The sequence below is a fragment of the Streptomyces sp. TE5632 genome (assembly GCF_054061295.1).
This window is the reverse complement of sequence record NZ_JBSSEA010000002.1, coordinates 590,861-610,422: the sequence shown is the minus strand read 5'-3', so window position 1 is coordinate 610,422 and position 19,562 is coordinate 590,861. Positions and strand designations below refer to the sequence as shown.

The window sequence follows — 19,562 nt, the reverse complement described above, 5'->3', positions numbered from 1 at the left end:
GGGCGGAGGGCAACGGGCTTGCTCGCGTCACTCGAGTGACGCGAGCAAGCCCGTTGTCGTGCTCGGAGTTCGGCCTACTCAACCGTGAGCGCCACGAACGCCGCCCACTCGCCCTGGCCGATCCGTAGCACTGGCCCGTCGCCCGTAGCCTTCGAGTCCCGTACGTACACGGCGTCCAGGCCGGCGGCCACCTCCACGCAGTCGCCGCCGTCCGATCCGCTGTAGCTGCTCTTGAACCAGCGCGGCCCGTCCACGTTCTCGGCCACCTGCTCCACGCTCATGTCTCTCCCACCATCCGCTCGATGAGTCGCGCAGACTCCTCGACGTTCAAGGACTGCGATCGCAGCTTGCCATATCGCAAGGCGAAGGCACTGACCTCTGCGGGCTCTGAGACGACGCACCCGACGCCCTGGGATTCGAAGTACCCAAGGTGCTTGTGTTCGTGCGTCTCCACCACCACGAACGGACCGTTCTTGCCCGGATGGAAGCCCCGCCTGGCGGGCATGACCTGGATCTCCACGTTCCGCAACCCGCCCACCTCCAGGAGCCGTTGCCACTGCTCGCGCATCACCGCTGGGCTCCCCACCGGATCGCGCAACGCCTCCTCGCTGATGATGAACGACAACTCGGCGAGCGGCATCCGCATGAGCAGCTTTTGCCGACTGAGCCGGGCCTCCGTGTGCTGGTCGATGATTCCCTCGCTCAGCGGCGGGCAGTGCCCGGCGAACACCGCCCGCGCGTACCCTTCCGTCTGCAACAGCCCCGGCACCAGCAGCGGATCGTAGGAGAAGCGGCTGACGACCTCCGCCTCGATGAGCGCGAAGTTGCGGAAGAAGCGCGGCAGTTTCGCCCGGTCCACCTCGTCCTGAAGCACTTCCAGAACCCCGCCCGCCTCCAGCACCCGGTCCGCCGCCCTCGTGAACGCGGCCTTCGCCGGGCGCCGGCCCTGTTCGACCGAGGCGACCTGCTCCAGCGAGTAGCCGATGGCGTCCGCGAGGGTCTGCTGGGTGAGGCCGGCGCGTTCGCGGAAGAGGCGGACGAGCTTCCCGTAGGCGCTCCATGCCGCCGGACGTTCCTTGTCCGGTCCACGTCGACCGGTGGTCCCGCATTCCCGCTGGATCGTCCTGCCCATCGCGCCCCCTGTTCCGTGCAGTTTTCCGTTGTGACCGACAACGACTGATCTGTCGTTCCAGCCACGCACGTGGACCCGTACATCTGCCGTACGAACCTGTACAGCAGCCGTACCGCGTGTCCGGGTACGGAAGCCCGACCTCGCCAGGCTATGTGCGTGACGGGACGGTTACTCCGTGAAGTCATCCAATGCCAGGGTCGGACCACCCACCCACGCCATGCAGTTCACCATCCGCCTCAGCAGCAGCGCACGCGGAGCCCGTCTCGCCCGCCGCCTCGCCGGACAGCAGCTCACGGCCTGGGGAATCCCGTACGACTCCGAGACGTCCCAGGCCGTCGCCCTCGTCACGGCCGAGCTGGCGGCCAACGCCGTCACCCACGGCCGTACCCCCGGACGGGACTTCCGGCTGACGCTGCTCCTCCTGTCCGAACACGCCGCCGTCCGCGTCGAGGTCACGGACACCCGCCCCGAACGCCTGCCGGCCGACCCGGCCGCCGACCCGGCCGCACTCGACGCCCCGTCGGGACGCGGGCTGCTGCTCGTGGCGGCGTACGCCGAACGGTGGGGCTGCGAGGTCCGGGACGCTTACACGAAGACCGTCTGGGCGGACCTGACGGTCGTCGGTCCTTCTTTCCTCCGCACGTGAAGGAGTCTGCCGACGGAAGCACGCCCGCGGTGAGCGGATTCGGCCCGCACGATCATGGTCCGAGGTACGGCCGTAGACTCCGCGCCGTGGAAGAGGTTTTCAGGCTGGGTGAGATCCGATGTCCGTCCGGGGCCCTGGTCGTCATCGACGGCGGTCATCTGGGGGCGTGGAGCGGGGAGAGGTCACCGGCGGAGATCGATCCCGCTCTGCTCGGCGTGGACGACGCGGAGACGGCCGCCGATGTCCTCGGCTCGGTCGACTTCGCCGTGGTCGGACCGGACGCCCCGGAGGCGGCCCGCAGCTTCGGCCGGCAGCCCGGCGCGATGCTCCACGACGTCCCGGCTTCCCGGGCGGCGGGGCTCGGGACGATGTTCGAGGACCACTGCCGGGCCTCGGGGCTGGACGCCCGCTTGAAGGCGTTGCCGAGTCGGGAGCCACATGCCCGACGCGCGCATCGGGCCGCTTCCGGAGGCGGCGGTGGTTTCCTGATGTTCGGGATCCCCGTGGTCGCGGTGGGCGGGATGCCCCGTGACCGGGACCTGCCGGTGCTCGCGTCGCGGGTGGATCCCGGCGACGGGAGCGGCCGGCGTTGGTCAGAGATACGCGTGCAGCTGGGCGATGGTCCCGTGGAGTCCTCCGTGGCGCTGGGTGACGTCGGCGTCGACTGGGCCCGGGTCCTCTTCGGTGACGCCGATGCCCTGAGTGCCTGGCAGCACGACGAACCGGCGGACGGACTGGCCGATGTCGCGTTCTGGGGCGCTGCCGCGGAGGAGGCCGCAGTGGTCTTCGGAGCTTCGGAGCTGGGTGAGCCCGGTGAGGACGGTGTCCGGGGATGGGCGGGGCTGGCCGTGGCGGAAGCGGTGGACAAGGCCCGCGCCCTGATGGACTGGAAGGAGGAGACCGGACGCCGCATGATGGTGGACTTCCGGCCGCACTCCCACCACTGGCAGATGATGCGGCAGATCCGTGCCTCCGAACTCGAGGCCGGGACCGTGGACATCGGTGACGCCCGGCTGCTCTGCACGATGACCACCTGGGGCGACGGTCATTTCCCCGTGTCCGCCGACCTGGACGCGGCGGGTTCCGTGGTGGCGGTGCGGGTGAGCTTCTCGGGCACGGTCCAGTAACCGATCGTTTCGGAATGAGCTGAGCTGCGGGTCCTGCACTCGACGATCTTGGTCGGCAGGGTGTCCGAGGTGCGCGTCGACCCTGTTCCTGACGACCTGTGGGAGCGGGTGGCTCCGCTGCTGCCGCCTGCTCCCGAACGGCGTCGTCGCCATCCCGGGCGGCTGCGCGTTCCCGACCGAGCGGCACTCACCGACGTCATGTACGGTCAGCGGACCGGTGTCGCATGGTGTGGTGTCCCCATGGAGACGGTGGGCTGTTCCGGTGCGACGGCCTGGCGCCGGCTGCGGGCCGTTGATCGCCCGGCGCAGCATCGCGCACGGTTCCGGACTGGACAAGGTGCGCTGGGTTGCCGAGCGCGCCTTCGCCCGGCTGCACCAGTTCAAGCGGCTCCGCACCCGCTACGAGCGACGCGCCGACCTCCCTCAGGGCCTGCTCGAACTGGCCTGCAGCCTCATATGCCCGCGCCGCCTGCGAACCAGTCCGAGGCTTGAGAAAGGAGATGCCGATCGTCGCCGGTCTCCGTATCAGCCCCACATTCCGAAGCCGATTTCTTCGAAGAGCCTGCTCCATTCACTGTCTTCATCAGCGAAAGGGGTTTCGTCAACCTCGGAAATCTGCTGCCTGGCACGCTCCACGACGCGAGCGCGTTCACCTCCTTCGTCCACCGGAAGCCCATTGTATTCACTCTTTCCCTGCTCCAGGACGATGAGGGAATGAACGAATGAGGAAAGATCCGCGTTCATGGCGGTGTAATTCTCTTCCCCTTCGGGGAAGGAGTAGATTCGCCCATCGCTCGGGTCGATGGCGATCGTTGCGTAGTTGAAGACTCCCAGGATCTCCCACCCTTCGGATTCGGGCGGGCATTCGGCGCCGTCTGCCTCGAACGCGGTCTTCAGTGTCGGCCTGCCGTCAATCCTCTCCAGGGACTCGTCTTCGAGGTCGAAGCGGCTCGAGAAGAACGAACTTTCCGGCAAGCCGGCATCTGACAGGAAGTGCGCCACCTCGCTTCGCATGTGGCTGTCGGCGGAACGAGGGAAGTACGTGACGCAGGTAAGACCGAAGCTGTCGACTACCTGGCGTGGTGTGATGGTGATCAACAATTCTGTGTCTCCTGCTAAGGGTGTCCTTGTTGCTTGTGTGCGCGTGCCAGGTCCCTCATGTAGTCACGGTGCTCCTTGTCTCTACCGCTGGTTCTGTCTTTCTGGTCGTAGTCATTGGCGTATTCTACCTCCAGCTTTGGATTCTTGGATTTGAAGTACTCGTCCAGCCATTGATCACACTTCGGGGACAGTTGGCACGGTTCTCTCTCGGTGTATACCTTGTTGATGTTCTTCTCTTCGCCGTGCCGGAGGACCGGATAGCCTATAAGGCGCTCCGAGTGTGGACCTTCGCTGTCGCCTACGAGGATGATGGGTTTCTTGCCGTCGGAGGGCAGGTACTCAGCAGCCGCAAAGTTGGTGCCGCCGTAGTCCTTTTTGGCGAAGCGGGCTATTTCCGTGGCACGCGACAGGGGGGTGCTGCCCGGACTGATTTTCGTGGAACTGACCTTGGGGCCTTTGCGCCCCGAGGGGACCGGATAGGGGTTACCCCGCTTCGGGGCGCGCCATATGGTGCCATCCGTCTCAAGTATGTTCCATATTCCCGATTTGTCTGCCTTGGAGACGTTGCCCAAGGTGCCGTCCGGCATCAACTGCTGAACTGATCCGTCGGCGTTGAGCAGGTACATCGGCACAGCGCCGCTGTCGCAGGCGTCGATGTCCCTCTTGGTCTTCTCGTCCCGCTCCTTGTGATGCTTCTTGCCCTTGTCGATCGCCCCGCCGTGCTTCTCCAGCACGTCGACCGTCTCGTCGGCCTTCTTGTCGACGGCGTCCTCGCACTTGTCCATGACGGTGGCGAGCTTGTGGAAGCGGCTGTCCTTCTTGACGGAGGAGCGGCGTTTGGCGCCGCCGGTCTTGTGGCCGCCCTTCTTCTTGTCGAAGTTCTCGCGAGTCGTGCCGTAGCCGCCGGAAGCCCGGTCGAACTCGTCGAACTCGATGACCAGGTCCTGGGCCATGTCCGAGCCGCCGGCCGCGTAGTGAGACAGGTCCTCGTCGCCGGCGTCGAGGCGGTCGGTGAAGACGTCCTCGATCTTGGCGAGGATCTTGCCCTCGATACGGTCCGTGACGATCGCGGTGATCCTCTCGACCGCGTAGTCGATCGCCTCGTTCAGGGCGAGTCGGCAAGCGGCGATCGCCGCCGCACTGAGGAGGCCGCTGAGGCCGGCCGTGAAGAACATCCCGATGATGCCCGCAGTCGCGCCGGCGGCCGTGGCAGTGAGTTCGGCGATGCAGGCCACCTTGCAGCCCTCGATGAACCCGGCGCAGTCGTCGAGGGCGTCGCCCAGGTCGTCCAGGGACTTGGCGAAGGTGGACAGGTCCTTGGTGGTGAGCTTGCCCCAGCGGCGGTCCAGTGCGTCGACCGTCTTGCCCTTGCTTCGGCCGCCGACTATGTGCGAACAGGCCTTGTTTCCCTCAGCTATGACATCCCGGATGCCTTCGGCGAGGTTGCGGTAGTCCTTGGCGGTATCGCGCACCTCATCCTCGTCGATGTTCGGCCACTGCACACCGACCAGGTCAAGGACCTCGACAAGCTCATCGGGCAGCTTCTTGCCCACGCGTCACGTCTCCCCCATGATCACCTCCCTCCACCTTCGCAATCGGGCACACGTACGTCAACCGGAATGGTGTTCAGTCATCCTTCTGTTGACGGCTCGTCACAGATTCCGCATCACTTCCCGCATCACACACCCATGGCGCTCTCGCCGATGCCACGGTCCACTCGCCCTCTGGGTGCGCAACTGCAGCGGGTCGCCCTGCGTGACCTGCCGCTGAATCCGGTCGACGGTGGCCTCCTGCCCGCGCGGCGTCCTTGCGACCGCTGCCTTGGGCGGCATCCTTGGCATCCAGTAGACGGTGTACGCGAGGGACGACACATCCGCATGCAGCACCACCGGGACATCAAATCCCCGGCAGGCAGGTTGCCCAGGTGATCCCGTCCTTCGCCTCCTCGCACGCGCGCCGTTGGCCGCCCTGCACGGCATCAAAGGCACGGTGGTGCGCATCAGCGCCGGGTGCTCCGGTCTCCGCCTTGGGCATGGAGGGAACGCCGACGTCGCACAGGAAGCCGAGCGTCGGTCCCGCTGAGCCCAGCGCTTTCGCGTGGTCGCGTACGCAGCGTTCAACTCGGTCGGAACCGAGCCGGCTCAGCAGTTCCTGATGGGAGAGGCTGAGCATCGATGACTTCACGCACGCGGCCCCGTCAGGCCGGACGCAGGCACGTCAACAACTCGTCCGTGCCGATCAGCAGTTCCTCCGTACGCGTCAACGCCAACGCGTTCACCGGCTGTCCGGGATGGAAGGTGCGCCGCTCAGCGGTGTCCAAGCGCCGGTACTCGACAAGGCCGTCCGTCCAGGCGATCGACAGGGCCACGCCGGATGTCGTCATTCGCGCCGCCAACGCGTGCGCTGAAGAGGCGCGTTCCGCCACCGGCACGTCTGCCGGCCTGTTGCCGGGTCCCCACACGCGCACCCGGCCGTCCGCTCCCCCGCTGTACACCAGGCTGATGTCCGGTCCCGATTCGGCGACCGGTACGTCCGCCAGCGCCAGGGCTGTGACCGGACCCTCGTGCAGGTGCTCGGTCGGCAGAACCCGACCGGGGTCGGTGAGGAAGGCGACGTACACCCTTCCCGTGCGATCCGCCACGGCCACCGCGCGCTCGGAAGCCGCGAGTGCGGTGATCTGCGTGTGCGTCACGGCTTTCGACAGGGTCTCGACCGCCTGCTCTCCGGCGCCAGGGCCGTCGTCGAGGAGTGCGGCCAAACCGGAGGGGCGGGGCGCGGTCAATGCTCGGTGAGTGTGCAAGCGCCCGTCGCTGTCGAGCACCACCACCGTTCCGTCCGGCAGAGAGACCAGGCCGAGGGCGTCGGGTGCGAGGCCGGGCAGGCGGCCGACCGGGATGGCGTCGGAGCACGATATGGACCGGAGGGTGCCCTGGTGGTCCGCCAGCAGCAGCTGCTCCGGGAGCGGCCCCGAGGTGACCGTGAGCGCCATGACCGGTCCCGGCCACGGTGGTGTCACGTCCCCGCGTACTCGGGACCACACCGACCACCATGGGGCCCCGGCCGCGAGTCGCTCAAGTGTGGGGCCCAGGCGTGGATCGGCTCCGTCACCGAGGGCGGCCAGCAGGACCAGGGCCCGGTCGGCCGGTTCCTGATCGCGCAAGAGTGACCGCCCTGCGCGCAGCCACGCTCGCCTCAGTCCGCCTCGGGGTTCCGTGTCCGCTTCATACGCCGACGTCACCTGGTCCGGGTCCGCCGCGCAGACCCCAACGGGATCGTTCAGGTCCAGGGGTGCAGATGTCTCCTCCGGACCCGGTGTCGTCGACTCGCGTCGCGTGGGGTGGACCGCCTGCCATGCCTCTGCGCGGGCCAGGTCCGTCCACTGAGGGCCGTCGAGGTCCATCTCGGCTGGGGCGAGCGCCTTCAGCGCTGGTATGACCTCATGGCCGGTCCGCGCCTCCACTGAGATCCGCACATGCTCCAGGCCGACCAACGCGCCGACCAGGTCGGCCAGGGCGTACGGGTCGGTGGCCGCGTGGAGGTCCGGCAGGACGAGCACCGTGCGCCGCCGGTCGGCCGACAATTCGGCGAGCAGTTCTCCCGGCGCCCTTGCCGCCACCCCGAGTTGATCGGCCAGGGTCCACAAAGCCGTCCGTACGCCCTGCCCGGCCAGTGGGACGAAGCCGTGTACCCGGCGCTCCGGCGCCGTACCGGGACGGGTCCCGTGTGCCACCAGCCACGCCAGCAACTGCGACTTCCCGCAGTTCTCGCCCCCGGTCACCAGGCACAGACGGGGTGCCGCCGGGTCGGCCAGCCAGCCGAGCAGCGCCGCACCGGCCGGTTCGCGGCCCGCAGCGGGGCGGGCCCAGGTGCCGGCGGTCAACGGCGGCCCGCCTGCTGGGCGGTGTAGGCGATCAGTTCCTTCAGGCCCTGCTCCCGGGAGTCGGCGTCCTCGCCGTAGTCAAAGCTGTGCGTGAACTCCGCCTGAGGGCAGGCCTGCTGCAGCCACACCGCGCAGTAATGTCCCGGCATCATGCACGGCTGCAACTCGCAGTACACCCGCCGGACGCGGTCCGCCGGGACTCCCTCCGACTCCAGCCGCCGCCGGATGATCTCCTCGGGGTGGAGGCGTCCCGGTCCGGTGGCCTCCGTGACGATCTGTTTCTCCCCGGCCTCGTCGACGTACTCGAAGGCGGCCGAGAAGGGGAAGTTGAGGGTGTGCCGTACGTCGTCCAGGACACGCGGCCACCAGTTCTCCCGCTCCGCGAAAGCCGAGGGGTCGATGGTGCGCAGCTCCTCGTTCAGCTCTCGGAAGGCCGCCGCGGCCTCCGGCAGGTCCGGCGCGGCGGCGATCACGGGCAGGGTGCGGTCCAGAGCCGCGAGGCAGGCGATCAGCGAGGGGAGATCGGTGGCGACGAACATGTCGGCCGCCTCCGCGGCGAGGAACACCGCCTGTACGGCCCCGTCCGGGCGTACGCAGAGCTGCGCCAGCCGGTCGTGGCCGATGCGCGCCCAGCCCTCCGTCCCGGCCGGCGCCCGCTCCGCGCCGTGGTGTCCCGCGTAGGTCCCCAGCGGCACGGCGTCCGTCTCCTCCGCGGCGCGGAAGTACGGGGTGACGTGGACCGGGATGCCGGTCTCGGTCAGCAGCCCGCGCGCAGCCTCGGGAAGCCGCAGGCCATGGGCGCCGGTGAGGGAGAAGCGGCGCATCCCGGCGGGGCCGAAGTGGGCGACGGCCTGGTCTGGTGAGGGGATGGACATGGATGAACCTCACGGCACAGTTCGAACGAGCGGTCGGCCTCACCTTACTGATCGTTTCAGAATGAGACGTGCGGGCCGGGGGCTGGCAGTCGTCGAGGCGTTGAAGGATCTGTGTGCACTCGCCGTTCTGGATCAGACCGGCGACGACCTGGGTCATGTTGCTGATGCCGGCATCGCGGACGATGAGCCCGTTCGAGCACCAGAAGTAGCGGCCTGCGAGGGCTTCCCCGCTGGCGGCCCATCGCTTCATGAGGATCTCGACCCGGGCGGGGGTGATGACGGTCGCGCTCCACCGGGAGCCGTCCTCGAGGTCCACGAAGACGTCGACGTTGTCCACGGACTCCAAGTCCTCGCCGGCGTCCGGCAGGAACGCGGCCTCGAACTGCTCTGTGTGGACGCGGTACCAGGGTCCGTCCCCGCTGCCCGGCGTTGTGCTGTGGCTCATCGGGCGGATGTGCCGGGCTGATTCGGCCTCTTCAGCCGCTTTGTTCCGGCACGCTTCCGGCGTGAACAACGATCTTGTGCCCGATGACCTGTGGGAGCGGACAGCCCCGCTGATTCCGACCCGGCCGCCGCAGCGGCACCGGGTTTCCGGACAGAAGCCGGTCGACGACCGTACTGCGAGCGCTGGCGGGGGTCGTACATGTCCTGCGCAAGGGCGTGTCCTGGGCAGACGTCTCGTCCGAACGGATCGGCTGCTCCGGGATCACCTGCCGGCGGCGGCAGCGGGATTCGACCGAGGCCGGGACATGGCCCCGCCTGCATGAAGCCCTGCTCGTCGAACTGCGACGACAGCCGTCCCGGGCGTCCGCCCGCTGCCGTGCGGGGGCGCCCCTCCCGGTCGCACCGCGGGACGGACCGAGTACGTTGAACGGTGGCGCCGACAGGACCCGTGATGCGTAGATGGAAACCGTTCGGATGGAGGCGCCGTGCTCCATCGAGCCGCCGTCGTGCAGGTGACCGGGCCGGACCTTCCTGAACGCCGGAGCCGCCCGGGCGTGAAGAGAGCCTGTACCCCGCACGGTGAGGGCCATACTGGGGCCATGCTCGATCCCATCGGACAGCTGTCGCCGCTCCAGCACCACCTGTTGCGGGAACTGGACCTCTGCGACCTCCCGGCTCCCGGAACGGGGCCGGAGTCCTACGCGGTCCGGGACCTCGACACGGACGCGGTCCGGGACGCCCTGCCGACGCTGCTGTGGGCCGGGCTGATCGAGCAGCGGGACGGTGACCGGGGCACGCTTCGCCTCACCACCACCGGAGCGGCGGCTCTGCGTACCGCGGAGTGCGACGAGCTGGCGGCACGGTTGAGCACGGTGGTGTCCTTCGCCGACACCGTGGCGCGCGGTACGGCGCCCCGCACCGCCGGACACGCCCTGAGACGGCTCGCGGAGGGGACGTGGAGCCTGGAGCAGGCCGAGGCCCACGTCGCGACCGGCGATGGTGCGTAGCCGCGGTCACGGTTCGTCTGCTGGCCGGCCGAAGTCCAGCACGACGCGTCGCCGGGCGCGGTCGGCTCTGGGCTGAGGCGGGAGAACACCCGCCGACGTGAGGTCGGTGGTGGTGACGACCGGAGAGTTCACGATCTTCGTGGTGAGGGCCTGCTGCGCCGGAGCGAGGTCGACCAGGCGGCGCAGGACGGACAACAGGTCGATCAGTTCCGTGGACCACTCGCTCGGCCACGTCGTGACGTGGAGGTCATCCAGTGGGCTGGTCCTCCGGCTGGTGGGGGAGGCCTTCCGGTAGCCGAACCACTTCTTCACGATCCGCATGCCGCCGACTTCGTAGTTCCAGACTGCGGGCGGGACCCTCGTGAAGGCGCCCGGCCCCACGTGGAGGGTGCTGCTCTCCTCGTCGTACGTCAGCGTGTCGGGCACGGCGGAGCCGATCGGCGTCGCGTACCGGACCTGGCGCGGGTCCCCCGGAGGGAAGCCGACACCCTCCTGACCGGACGCCGGTGCGTCGGGCGGATCGCCCCGCTCGCCGTAGGTGGCCGCCCACAGGAACGCACGGCCGACGCGGACCGCCTCGCTCCACAGCTCCGGGTCGCGGGTGAGGGGCAACCGGACGCCCGGGGTGAGCAGTTCTTCGGCGAAGTGCTCCGTGAAGGCGCTGTGCCCGGCGACGGCGACGGCGTAGGCGGCGAGGTCGTGCACCGGCACCCCGTCCAGGCCGAGAACGGCGGACAGGTACCGGAGCAGGCCGGTGGGCACGTTGGCACTGCCGTCCGGGTGGAGGACGGGGTGCGCCCTTCCGCCCCGGCCGTTGAAGTGGTGCGTGTCCGGGAGCAGCGCCGTCGCCACCAGCGCGGGGCCGCTGTCGATCTCGTGGCTGTTCTGCTGGTTGAGGAACACCTGCCCGGGCTGGAGCGACTCCCACAGGTCGGGCCGGGGGAAGTCGAGCACCCGGTTGTCGGCGATGAGCCAATGGCGGTCGAAACTGCGCAGGGCGATGCGCAGGAGCGGTGGGCGAGCGTCGGCTTCCTCGTTGACGGTCCGGGCGGGATGCGGGAAGCCCGGCAGGCACGAGGCCCGTGTGTCGAGCCGGCGATCCCGCGTCTCCTTGAAGAGGAGGGCCTTGGCCTCCGGGTCCTGCTCGCCGCCGAGACGAGCCCAGCGGCGCTGGAGGACCGACGGATGAGGGGAAGTGACCCAGGACCGGTTGGTCTTGCAGCCCGGACTGCCCCAGGGGAACAGCGCGTCCAGCGCCGGGTACTCCTCCCAGCCGGACAACGCCGCAGGAGTGAAGGGCCGCACTCCTTGCGTGTGCGCATCCCGCCAGCCGCCGTCGTCCAGGCCCACCGCCCGGAGCTGGGCGAACTTCTCCGCGCGTCTGCCGTGCAGGGCCCGGTAGTGGATGCGTGCGGGGCGGGTGGCGTCGTGGTCCGCGCGCCGTACGAAGAGGCAGACGGACAGCGGCTGGGCTACGTGCGGGAAGATGCGGGTGGCCACGTCCGAACGCTGCCCTTCGGGCGACAGGTTGATGACCCACCCCTCGTCGCACGTCCTGCGCAGGTAGTCGCGCATGCCCCGCCCGGCAGGACCGGTGGCGAACGCGGACGGGGTGATGAAACAGACGACGCCGTGCCGGTCGTCCTCGTGGGCGTCGAAGACCTTCCAGGCGGCCCAGCGCCAGAAGTAGACGTACATGTTCTTCAACGCGTGCTCGTAGCGGCCGTTCCCGGGGTGGCGGAAGTCGTCCAGGGGCGGGCGGCCCTGGCCCTTGACGCGCTTCTCGATCCAGCCTCCGCGGTTCTCGGCCTTGTCGTCGTAGGGCGGGTTGGAGATGACCACGGTGACGGGGACGTTGGCCTTGACGTGGTTGGCGCGGGCACGGGAGACCGACAGGGCCGCGTAGGTGGAGGCGAGCTGCTCCTCCTGGACGTACGGGTCGTCGAGCGTGTCCGTGACGTGGAGGTTGAGCCCGCCCGGCGGGAGCTCGGCGCCGTGCTTCTTGAGCAGGTCGGCGGCGCGGAGTTCGGCGACGGCGAACGGGCCCATCTGCAGTTCGAAACCGTACAGGCGCCCGGCGAGGCGGCCGATCGCGTCGCGCGCCATGGCGTCGCCGGAGCGTTCGGCGGCCTGCCGCGCCACCCGCTCGATGATCGTGTGCAGGTAGGTTCCGGTGCCCATTGCGGGGTCGACGATGTGGACACCGTCGTCGCCGTAGCCGCGGGCCTTGCCCAGGCGGGTGCGCAGTACCTCCTCGGCGAGGCGCACCATCTCCTCGACCACCTGGTGCGGGGTGTAGTAGGAGCCGCTGCGCCGGCGCAGGTCGTCGTCGTAGACGGAGAGGAACGACTCGTAGAGGTGGAGGTAGGCGTCCCGGTTGCCCTGCCGGATGGTCTCCCAGTCGACGCGTTCGACGGTGCGGGCGAGGAGGTCCAGGGTCACCTCGAACCGCTCGTTGACATTGTCGGTGAGGAGTTGGAGGGCCTTGCCCATCAGGGCGTGACCGGCGTGGAGCCGCCGGCCGATCTCGTGGAAGCTCGTGCCGGTGACCGGGATGCCTTCCGTGCGGGCGAGGAGCAGGGCGAAGGTGACGGTCTGGGCGTAGCCGTCGGCGAAGGTCGCGTCGTCGGCGGTGGGGAAGAGCAGACGGCGCCAGTCGCTTCTCAAACCGGTGAAGGGGCGCTCGACGGTGGGGTCGTCGGCGTCCATCCCGCTCTCCGCGCGCAGTTGTTCCCGCACGGCCTCGCGCAGGAGGCGGCACAGCGGGGCGATGTGCTGGACGAGCACCGAGACCCGCCGGACCTCCTGCGGCCTCCAGAAGAGCACCGTTCGTGCGAGCACGTCGAAGGCGGCCGGATCGGAGGCGGTGAGTCTCGCCCCGGCGCTCTTCAGCGCCCCGGACAGGACGACCTCCTCGCCGACCTGCGTGCCGTACTGGAAGACGCGCCAGTGAGTGCCGTTGGTGTAGAGCAGGTTCGGCAGGTCGCGCAGGCGCTGCCACTGTCGTTTGTCGTGACCGGTGAAGGTGTCGGGGTCGATGTTCTTGCCGGGCCGCTTCACCTCGATGTAGCCGGTGATGTGTGCGTCGACGCGTACGGCGTAATCGGGCCGGACGCCGAGGTGCGGTATGCGGGTCTCCGGATGCCAGCCGATCTCGCGCAGGGCGTGGTGCTTCCCCATGGCGCGGAACAACTGCTCCAGCGGGCCCCGGATCGCCGCCTCGCGATCACCCGGCCCCGCCAAACTGCGTTTGCACTCCGCGCCGAACGCAGAAACGGCGTCCTGTAACCACTGCAAGCGTGCGTCAGCCATGGTCCCCCCAGACCTCGGGCCCCGGACGTGACACGGAGCCGACCCCTCCTGATGCGCAGTATGGGGCAGTTTTTTACCAAACGGCAGGGCGCGGACATCGGTTGGTGCGCCGGGCTTACGCGCTTGTACGGCCGCCCACGGCCAGGGTTTCCCGTCCTCGCCGCTGGTGTGCATGCGTCGTGAGTGTGCGGCACCCGCGTCAAGAGGGCAAGGGTGTACGTGTGATATCGCAGTTCTCTTGTGAACTTAGTGCATGAAAAGCATACTGAAGCGGATCGTGTCACCCGCCTTGTCCCGCGGGCTGCGGCGCTGAAGGACGAGGGCGGGCGGTGAGGCGGGGTGTACGTCAGCCCACGGTCCCCGGCGGTCGGGATGATGCGGACGGCGGGTGAGGGGCGGGGAGCAGCAGGGCGCGGGCGAGGGCGGCGGTCACCGAGGCGGCATGGCCGGGAAGATGACGGGTGGCCCAGGCGGCAGCGAGGCGGAGGAACTCGACCAGGTCGCGTTCCGCTCCGGTGAGCAGGCGCCGTAGTTCGACGGTGGCGAGCTCGATCACGGGACTGCCGTCCCGGTCGGCGTCCACGGTCAGGCGGACGGCGTCGCCGTGTCGTTCGGCGAGCGGGAACGGGTCGTGACCGAAGGAGGCCCAGCCGTCCCCGTCGAGGACGTCGAACCAGTCGCGGCGTTCCTCGAGGCCGTTGCAGCAGCCCGGCGACAAGGTGACGCCGGAGGCGGTGTCCGTGACACGCAGACCTCCGGACGCCACGAGATCCTCCACGGTGAGCAGGCCGTGCAGAAAGGCTCCGAGCGGATCCGCGGGCCGCGACGGGTGGTCGTCAGCCGCCGGCGCGAGGTCGTTGTGGGAGGCGATGCTCATGACCGCCGTGCCGACTTCGGCGGGAGCGAGCGCGCCACTGAGCGGCAGGAAGCCGTAAGGCTCGATCCCGGCGACCGGCCAGAGCACGAAGCCGGAGGGAGCGGAGACTTCGAGGACGGGCTGCAACACTCTCACCCGGAGAGTGTGCGGCACACCGTCCCCGTTCCGCACGGTCACAGTACGACGCCCAACGTCCGTGAGGATTTCCGAAGACCTCCAGGGAGCGCCCCGGCTCCAAAATGCGTCGAGCCTCGCACAGGTGCCGCCTACCCATGCCGCATGGGCCACGCGAAGACCTCCTACGTCTGCCTGTCCTGTCAGGCCTCGTACAAGCAGCCCTACGACAGGGACAGGCCGCACCGGACCTGCCCCCGTTGCGCGGAACCGCTGATCCATGTGGGGTCGGCCTTCGTGGCGCCCCCGCGCCGGGACGCCGCCGCCTGGCGAACGCTGTCCGTCCTCCTCAACGCGGGCGTCCGCTTTCACAAGAGCTGCTGCGGCGGGCCCGGATACCGTCCGCGCTCCTTGCGGGAGATCCGCGAGCGCATGACGTACGCCCGCCGCACGGGCGAGTCCTTTGCCAGAGCGCTCGTGCGCTGCGAGGTGCCCTGACGGCTCACGGCGTTGTACGGCGGGCATCAGAGTGGTCCCGCACCTGGTGGGCGCCCGGTGGTCGAAGAAGTGCCGGCGGGCAACCGCCGAGGCGCGGGCCGGGCAGGCGGCAGCCGTAGTGAGGGAGCCGCCACCAGGCTGTCCGGTGCAGAGCAACCGGCACAATACTTAGTGTGAACGCACACGACGCAGACTTGGCCGACCTCCTCGGGACCCGTGAGAGCCCGACCCTCGAGTTCAAGCGGACAGCCAAGAGGGAGGGCAAGCGCGGCGACGCCATCGGCAATGCCGTCTGCGCGATGGCCAACGATCTCATCGGTAAGGGCGGAGGAGACATCCTCATCGGCGTCGCGGACGACGGGACGCCGGTCGATGACGTGGATATCAGCGACCGGGCCCTGCTGGCCCTCACCGACCTCCGGGACGACGGCAGGATCCTGGACCGGCCGTCCTTCACCGTGCGGGCCGCGGTCTACCGGGGCAAGCCCGTGGTGCACATCCATGTCGAGGCATCGGCTGCCCTGCCCGTGCGCTTCGACGGAGTGGTGTGGGTCCGGCCCGGGCCGACCACCCGCAGGGCCACCCGTGAGGACGAGCGAGTCCTCACGGAACGCCGCCGGGCGGGAGACGGCCCCTTCGACAGCCGGCCCGTGCCGTGTACGACGCTCGACGACCTGGACCTGGAACTCTTCCGGAGTGCCTACCTGCCTTCCATGGTCGGACCCGAGGTCATCGAGGAGAACGGGCGACCTGTGCCCCAGCAGCTCTCGTCCCTGCACCTCACCACTCCGGATGGCCGGCCTACCGCACTCGGGCTGCTCACCGTCGGACTCGACCCCGGCAGCCACATCCCCGGTGCGTACGTGCAGTTCGTCCGGTACCAGGGCGTGGACCTCGACGCGCCCGTCGCTGACGACCAGGAGCTGCGCCAGAACCTCGTGGGCGTCGCGGCCCGACTCGAACCCCTGCTGCGCAGCAACCTTCGCACGCGCCTGGTGGAGGAGGGGTTCCGGGAGACACCACAGCCCGATTATCCGCTGGAGGCGTTGCGGGAAGTGACGATGAACGCCATGATGCACCGCAACTACGAGACCTCGTACGCCCCCGTGCGTATCGTCTGGTTCGACGACCGGATCGAGGTGACCAACCCGGGAGGACCTTACGGGCAGGTCAGGGACGACAACTTCCACCGGGTGAACGACTACCGCAACCCTTCCCTCGCGGCAGCGATGAAGGGGCTCGGCTATGTGAACCGGTTCGGACGGGGGATCGGGCGGGTCCAGGCGGCGCTCGCCCGCAACGGGAACCCTCCCGCCGAGTTCCAGGTCGACGACTCGTCGTGGGCCGTCGTTCTTCGGAGGGCCTCGTGAACCGGACGTCGATCGCGCTCTTCAACAACAAGGGCGGGGTGGGAAAGACGACCCTGACCTACCACTTGGCCCACATGTTCCGCAGGCTCGGACGGACGGTTCTGGCCGTCGATCTCGACCCCCAGGCAAACCTCACCTCGATGTGCCTGGACGAGAACGAGATCGAGGAACTCTGGGACAACGAGTCCGAGTTGATCGCTCAGGGGGCGGTGGCCTCCGCTCTGCCCGGCACCGGCCGGGTGCGCAACGGGCAGACGATCGCCGACGCCGTACGTCCCATCCTGGAGGGCACGGGAGACGTCGCCCCCATCATGCCCGCCGAACTTCAGTCGGGTCTCTGGCTGCTGGCCGGAAGCCTCGACCTCAGTCGCTTCGAGGACAAACTCTCCAACGAGTGGTTCAAGACCTTCGCCGGCGACATCGCGGCGATCCGCACCACCACGGCCTTCCACCGCGTCGTGGAACAGGCGGCCGAGGAGGTCGGCGCGGACATCGTCCTGATCGACGTCGGACCCAACCTCGGGGCGATCAACCGGGCGGCGCTGATCGCGGCCGACAACGTGCTCATGCCGCTCGCGGCCGACCTCTTCTCCCTCAAGGGCCTCAGCAACCTCGGCCCCACCCTGCGCCACTGGCGCAGGGACTGGCAGCAGCTCGTCCTGCCGCGTGTTCCCGACGGTTTCTCCGCGCCCCGTGCGGAGATGCGTCCGCTCGGCTACGTGATCATGCAGCCGGAGATGCGGCTCGACAGACCGGTGAAGGCTTACGAGCGGTGGCTGCAGCGCATCCCGTGGGTCTACTCGGCGGCTGTGCTGGGGGAGGGAGTGCCGGTGTCCGGCGACGACCGGCACCGCATCGCGACTCTCCGCAACTACCGCGGCCTCATGCCGCTCGCGCACGACGCCAGAAAGCCCATGTTCGATCTGAAGGCCGCCGACGGCGCGCTCGGCAGCACCCAGAAGTACGTGCAGACCTGCTACCGGGAGTTCCGCGGGCTGGCGGAAGGCGTACTGGCACGCACACAAGAGCTCGGCAGCGGGTGATTGCCTGCCACGAGTGGCGGGGAAACGACTTGTGGCAGGCCTGCTCGGAAGAACCGCCGGACAACCGGGGCGGTCGTTCCGCGCTCAGACAGGGCAGTCCGCCTCCGTTGTGGCCATGCCCCAACGGATCATCAGGTACCCCGAGCCTCCGATCTCCGCCACGGCGTAACGGGTGTACGGCCAGCCGGCGCCCGCGCTCTGCCGTTGGTTCACGAGGGCCCGGCATGCCTCGCCCGCGGCCATGTCCGCCCAGGTCTCGACCTGGTCCTGATTCCACATCAGGTAATCCGACCAGACGTACATGGCCGAATTCGCCGGGTCGAAGCCCACCTTGAGCTCCTCGTTGCCGAGCACCTGATCCGTGCCGAGCGTCCCGCGCATCACGTTGGTCCGCTCGATGATCTCCTTGGCGGCGCGGTCCGCGACCCGGATCTCGGCGCCGTCGGTGCTGGGGATCATCGCCTCCCCGAGACCGTTCTCGTCCGGTTCCCAGTCCTGTCCGGTGCTGTAGGCCGCATCGGTGCCGTCCTCGAGGGCCGATCGACACTGCGTGTCGGCGACGAACTCCTCCCGCCACGTCACCTGCGGGTCACGGCCCTTCTCCTCCCTCACCGTGACGTACGTGCGGTAGGGCAGCTCCGGGTGAAGGCGGAGGACGACGTCCCTCAACGTCAGGCACATGGACCTGGCGATCTCCGTCTCCGCGGACACGATCCCGTGCTCGTTCTCGGAGTCCAGTTGATACGAGAAGTAGACCTCCCCCCGTGACTCGTGGAACCTCACCGCCCCCAAGGAGAGTTCGGTCGGTTCGAGGTCCCGGGAGAGGACGCCCATGTCGTGCAGCATCGCACGCGCCACGTCGTGCTCACCCTCGCCCCGAGCCGTACGCGCCTGCCGCCAGCCTTCCGCATCCGTCGAGTCCTTGCCCGCGGCCTGCTGTTCCTCTTCCGCCGTGTCGTCCTTCGCAGTGTTCGCGGACGGCCGCGCGGACCCGGCCGAGGCGAGGGGCGACGCCGAGGGCGCCGTGGAGGAGGCTCGTTCACCGTTCCCGGCGTCGCCGGGCATCAGGGCGGCCGCTCCTCCGGCCAGGCCGCCGACGAGGGCGGCGACAAGGACCACGGCGCCCACCAGCCGCTGCTTCGGCCGATGCAGCTCCGGAGGCACGTGCCATGACGGATCGGCCTCGGCCGGTACGTCCCAGAGAGCCGTGACCATCTCCACGGCCGTCGCCGACCCCGCGTCGGCAGGCACCACCTGCGTGACCTGGGAGGCCAGCAGTTCCGCGCACGCCTGGGCGGCCTCGGCGGCCGACGGGCGTGCGTCCGGCTCCTTGGCCAGCGCCTTCTCCGCGATCTGACGCAGTGGCGCGGGGACGCCGTCCAGGTCCGGTTTCCCGGACATCACGCGGAACGCGACCACGTCCGGTGCACCGGCGCCGAAGGGCAGCCTTCCGGTGGCCGCGTAGGCCAGGAGCGCTCCCCAGGCGAACATGTCGCTCTCGGGGCCGGTGGTCCCCGTGCGGTAGTGCTCGGGGCTGATCCAGCCGGGGGTGCCGGTCATGACGCCGGTACGGGTCACACTGGTGCCGTCGGCGGCGTGCGCGATACCGAAGTCCAGAACGCGGGGGCCGCCAGGCGTGAGAATGACGTTCTGAGGTTTCACATCGCGGTGCACCACCCCCGCGGCATGGATGACCGCCAGTGCCTGTGCGGTGGCCGCCGCGAGTGCGTACAGGCTGCCTCCGGCAAGCGGTCCGTGGGTGACCAGGTGCTGGTGCAGCGTCAGGCCGGGGACGTACGCGGTGGCCAGCCACGGGGTTTCCGCGTCCGGGTCGGCGGTGATGAGCGGGACCAGGTACGGGCCGGTGACGCGGGAGGACAGCTCGACCTCACGCTTGAATCGGGCCCTGAAATCCGGCTCCTGGGCCTGCTCCGGATGAACCACCTTCACCGCGACGAGTGTTCCGTCGGAGCCGACACCGGCATGGACGGTCCCCATGCCCCCTGCGCCGAGACGGCCGACGATCCGGTACGGGCCTATACGGGAGGGGTCGCCGGGACGAGCCGGCTGGACTCTTCCACCGGAGCCTTTTTCATTCACAGATTGTTCCTTTATGCCGTTCTACGGCGGTACATT

The 19,562-nt window shown here is 69.0% G+C and carries 16 protein-coding genes and 2 pseudogenes; 7 read left to right on the top strand and 11 right to left on the bottom strand.

The window, feature by feature from the left end; genetic code table 11:
* Positions 1 to 74: 74 nt before the first annotated feature.
* Entirely contained in the window at positions 75 to 281 is a 207-nt protein-coding gene (locus tag ACVW19_RS04845) for a DUF397 domain-containing protein (protein WP_457456881.1), read from the bottom strand.
* Positions 278 to 1,132 (bottom strand): helix-turn-helix domain-containing protein, encoded by an 855-nt coding sequence (locus tag ACVW19_RS04840; RefSeq protein WP_457456880.1) that lies wholly within the window; start codon positions 1,130 to 1,132, stop codon positions 278 to 280. The genes ACVW19_RS04845 and ACVW19_RS04840 overlap by 4 nt, the downstream gene beginning before the upstream one ends.
* 217 nt (positions 1,133 to 1,349) lie before the next feature.
* Between ACVW19_RS04840 and ACVW19_RS04835 the strand changes: the two genes are divergently transcribed.
* From ACVW19_RS04835 to ACVW19_RS04825, 3 genes and pseudogenes are all read left to right on the top strand, one after another.
* Positions 1,350 to 1,778 (top strand): ATP-binding protein, encoded by a 429-nt coding sequence (locus ACVW19_RS04835; protein ID WP_457456979.1) that lies wholly within the window; start codon positions 1,350 to 1,352, stop codon positions 1,776 to 1,778.
* An 86-nt stretch (positions 1,779 to 1,864) separates the two neighbouring features.
* Complete coding sequence (locus ACVW19_RS04830; protein WP_457456878.1) at positions 1,865 to 2,905, top strand: hypothetical protein; 1,041 nt, start codon at positions 1,865 to 1,867, stop codon at positions 2,903 to 2,905.
* A gap of 69 nt (positions 2,906 to 2,974) precedes the next feature.
* Positions 2,975 to 3,383, top strand: a pseudogene (locus ACVW19_RS04825) (transposase); the annotation flags it as partial.
* Between the two features lie 47 nt (positions 3,384 to 3,430).
* Here ACVW19_RS04825 and ACVW19_RS04820 read toward each other — a convergent pair.
* From ACVW19_RS04820 to ACVW19_RS04795, 6 genes and pseudogenes are all read right to left on the bottom strand, one after another.
* The gene (locus ACVW19_RS04820) at positions 3,431 to 4,003 is read right to left on the bottom strand and encodes an SUKH-4 family immunity protein (protein WP_457456876.1); all 573 of its coding nucleotides are present in this window, start codon (positions 4,001 to 4,003) and stop codon (positions 3,431 to 3,433) included.
* A gap of 17 nt (positions 4,004 to 4,020) precedes the next feature.
* Entirely contained in the window at positions 4,021 to 5,559 is a 1,539-nt protein-coding gene (locus ACVW19_RS04815) for a WXG100-like domain-containing protein (RefSeq protein ID WP_457456875.1), read from the bottom strand.
* Positions 5,560 to 5,902: 343 nt separating this feature from the next.
* Positions 5,903 to 6,190, bottom strand: a complete 288-nt coding sequence (locus tag ACVW19_RS04810) for a hypothetical protein (protein ID WP_457456874.1) — start codon at positions 6,188 to 6,190, stop codon at positions 5,903 to 5,905.
* Between the two features lie 13 nt (positions 6,191 to 6,203).
* On the bottom strand, positions 6,204 to 7,886 hold the full coding sequence (locus ACVW19_RS04805) for a hypothetical protein (RefSeq protein WP_457456873.1): 1,683 nt from the start codon (positions 7,884 to 7,886) through the stop codon (positions 6,204 to 6,206).
* The gene (locus ACVW19_RS04800; RefSeq protein ID WP_457456871.1) at positions 7,883 to 8,761 is read right to left on the bottom strand and encodes an SUKH-4 family immunity protein; all 879 of its coding nucleotides are present in this window, start codon (positions 8,759 to 8,761) and stop codon (positions 7,883 to 7,885) included. Before ACVW19_RS04800 ends, ACVW19_RS04805 begins: the two co-directional genes overlap by 4 nt.
* 88 nt (positions 8,762 to 8,849) lie before the next feature.
* Positions 8,850 to 9,206, bottom strand: a pseudogene (locus tag ACVW19_RS04795) (hypothetical protein); the annotation flags it as partial.
* 598 nt (positions 9,207 to 9,804) lie between these two features.
* On the opposite strand from ACVW19_RS04795, the gene ACVW19_RS04790 reads away from it, so the two are divergent.
* Complete coding sequence (locus ACVW19_RS04790; RefSeq protein ID WP_457456869.1) at positions 9,805 to 10,212, top strand: hypothetical protein; 408 nt, start codon at positions 9,805 to 9,807, stop codon at positions 10,210 to 10,212.
* A 6-nt stretch (positions 10,213 to 10,218) separates the two neighbouring features.
* Here ACVW19_RS04790 and ACVW19_RS04785 read toward each other — a convergent pair whose 3' ends face one another.
* Positions 10,219 to 13,524 (bottom strand): type ISP restriction/modification enzyme, encoded by a 3,306-nt coding sequence (locus tag ACVW19_RS04785; RefSeq protein WP_457456867.1) that lies wholly within the window; start codon positions 13,522 to 13,524, stop codon positions 10,219 to 10,221.
* A 346-nt stretch (positions 13,525 to 13,870) separates the two neighbouring features.
* Positions 13,871 to 14,536 carry a hypothetical protein gene (locus ACVW19_RS04780; protein WP_457456865.1) on the bottom strand — a complete coding sequence of 222 codons (666 nt, stop codon included), beginning with the start codon at positions 14,534 to 14,536 and terminating at the stop codon, positions 13,871 to 13,873.
* A 144-nt stretch (positions 14,537 to 14,680) separates the two neighbouring features.
* On the opposite strand from ACVW19_RS04780, the gene ACVW19_RS04775 reads away from it, so the two are divergent.
* The 3 genes from ACVW19_RS04775 (at position 14,681) to ACVW19_RS04765 (ending at position 17,426) form a co-directional block, all read left to right on the top strand.
* The gene (locus ACVW19_RS04775) at positions 14,681 to 15,013 is read left to right on the top strand and encodes a deoxyxylulose-5-phosphate synthase (protein ID WP_457456863.1); all 333 of its coding nucleotides are present in this window, start codon (positions 14,681 to 14,683) and stop codon (positions 15,011 to 15,013) included.
* 173 nt (positions 15,014 to 15,186) lie between these two features.
* The gene (locus ACVW19_RS04770) at positions 15,187 to 16,383 is read left to right on the top strand and encodes an ATP-binding protein (RefSeq protein WP_457456861.1); all 1,197 of its coding nucleotides are present in this window, start codon (positions 15,187 to 15,189) and stop codon (positions 16,381 to 16,383) included.
* Entirely contained in the window at positions 16,380 to 17,426 is a 1,047-nt protein-coding gene (locus tag ACVW19_RS04765) for a ParA family protein (protein ID WP_457456858.1), read from the top strand. Before ACVW19_RS04770 ends, ACVW19_RS04765 begins: the two co-directional genes overlap by 4 nt.
* An 84-nt stretch (positions 17,427 to 17,510) precedes the next feature.
* Here ACVW19_RS04765 and ACVW19_RS04760 read toward each other — a convergent pair whose 3' ends face one another.
* Positions 17,511 to 19,526: a serine/threonine-protein kinase gene (locus tag ACVW19_RS04760; protein ID WP_457456856.1), complete on the bottom strand. Its 2,016-nt coding sequence runs from the start codon at positions 19,524 to 19,526 to the stop codon at positions 17,511 to 17,513.
* Positions 19,527 to 19,562 lie beyond the last annotated feature (36 nt).

What these genes read in the sequence shown, in the direction of transcription:
- ACVW19_RS04840 (WP_457456880.1), bottom strand. Translation starts at nt 1,132, where the DNA reads ATGGGCAGGACGATCCAGCGGGAATGCGGGACCACCGGTCGACGTGGA.
- ACVW19_RS04845 (WP_457456881.1), bottom strand. Translation starts at nt 281, where the DNA reads ATGAGCGTGGAGCAGGTGGCCGAGAACGTGGACGGGCCGCGCTGGTTC.
- ACVW19_RS04835 (WP_457456979.1), top strand. Translation starts at nt 1,350, where the DNA reads ATGCAGTTCACCATCCGCCTCAGCAGCAGCGCACGCGGAGCCCGTCTC.
- ACVW19_RS04800 (WP_457456871.1), bottom strand. Translation starts at nt 8,761, where the DNA reads ATGTCCATCCCCTCACCAGACCAGGCCGTCGCCCACTTCGGCCCCGCC.
- ACVW19_RS04790 (WP_457456869.1), top strand. Translation starts at nt 9,805, where the DNA reads ATGCTCGATCCCATCGGACAGCTGTCGCCGCTCCAGCACCACCTGTTG.
- ACVW19_RS04775 (WP_457456863.1), top strand. Translation starts at nt 14,681, where the DNA reads ATGGGCCACGCGAAGACCTCCTACGTCTGCCTGTCCTGTCAGGCCTCG.
- ACVW19_RS04785 (WP_457456867.1), bottom strand. Translation starts at nt 13,524, where the DNA reads ATGGCTGACGCACGCTTGCAGTGGTTACAGGACGCCGTTTCTGCGTTC.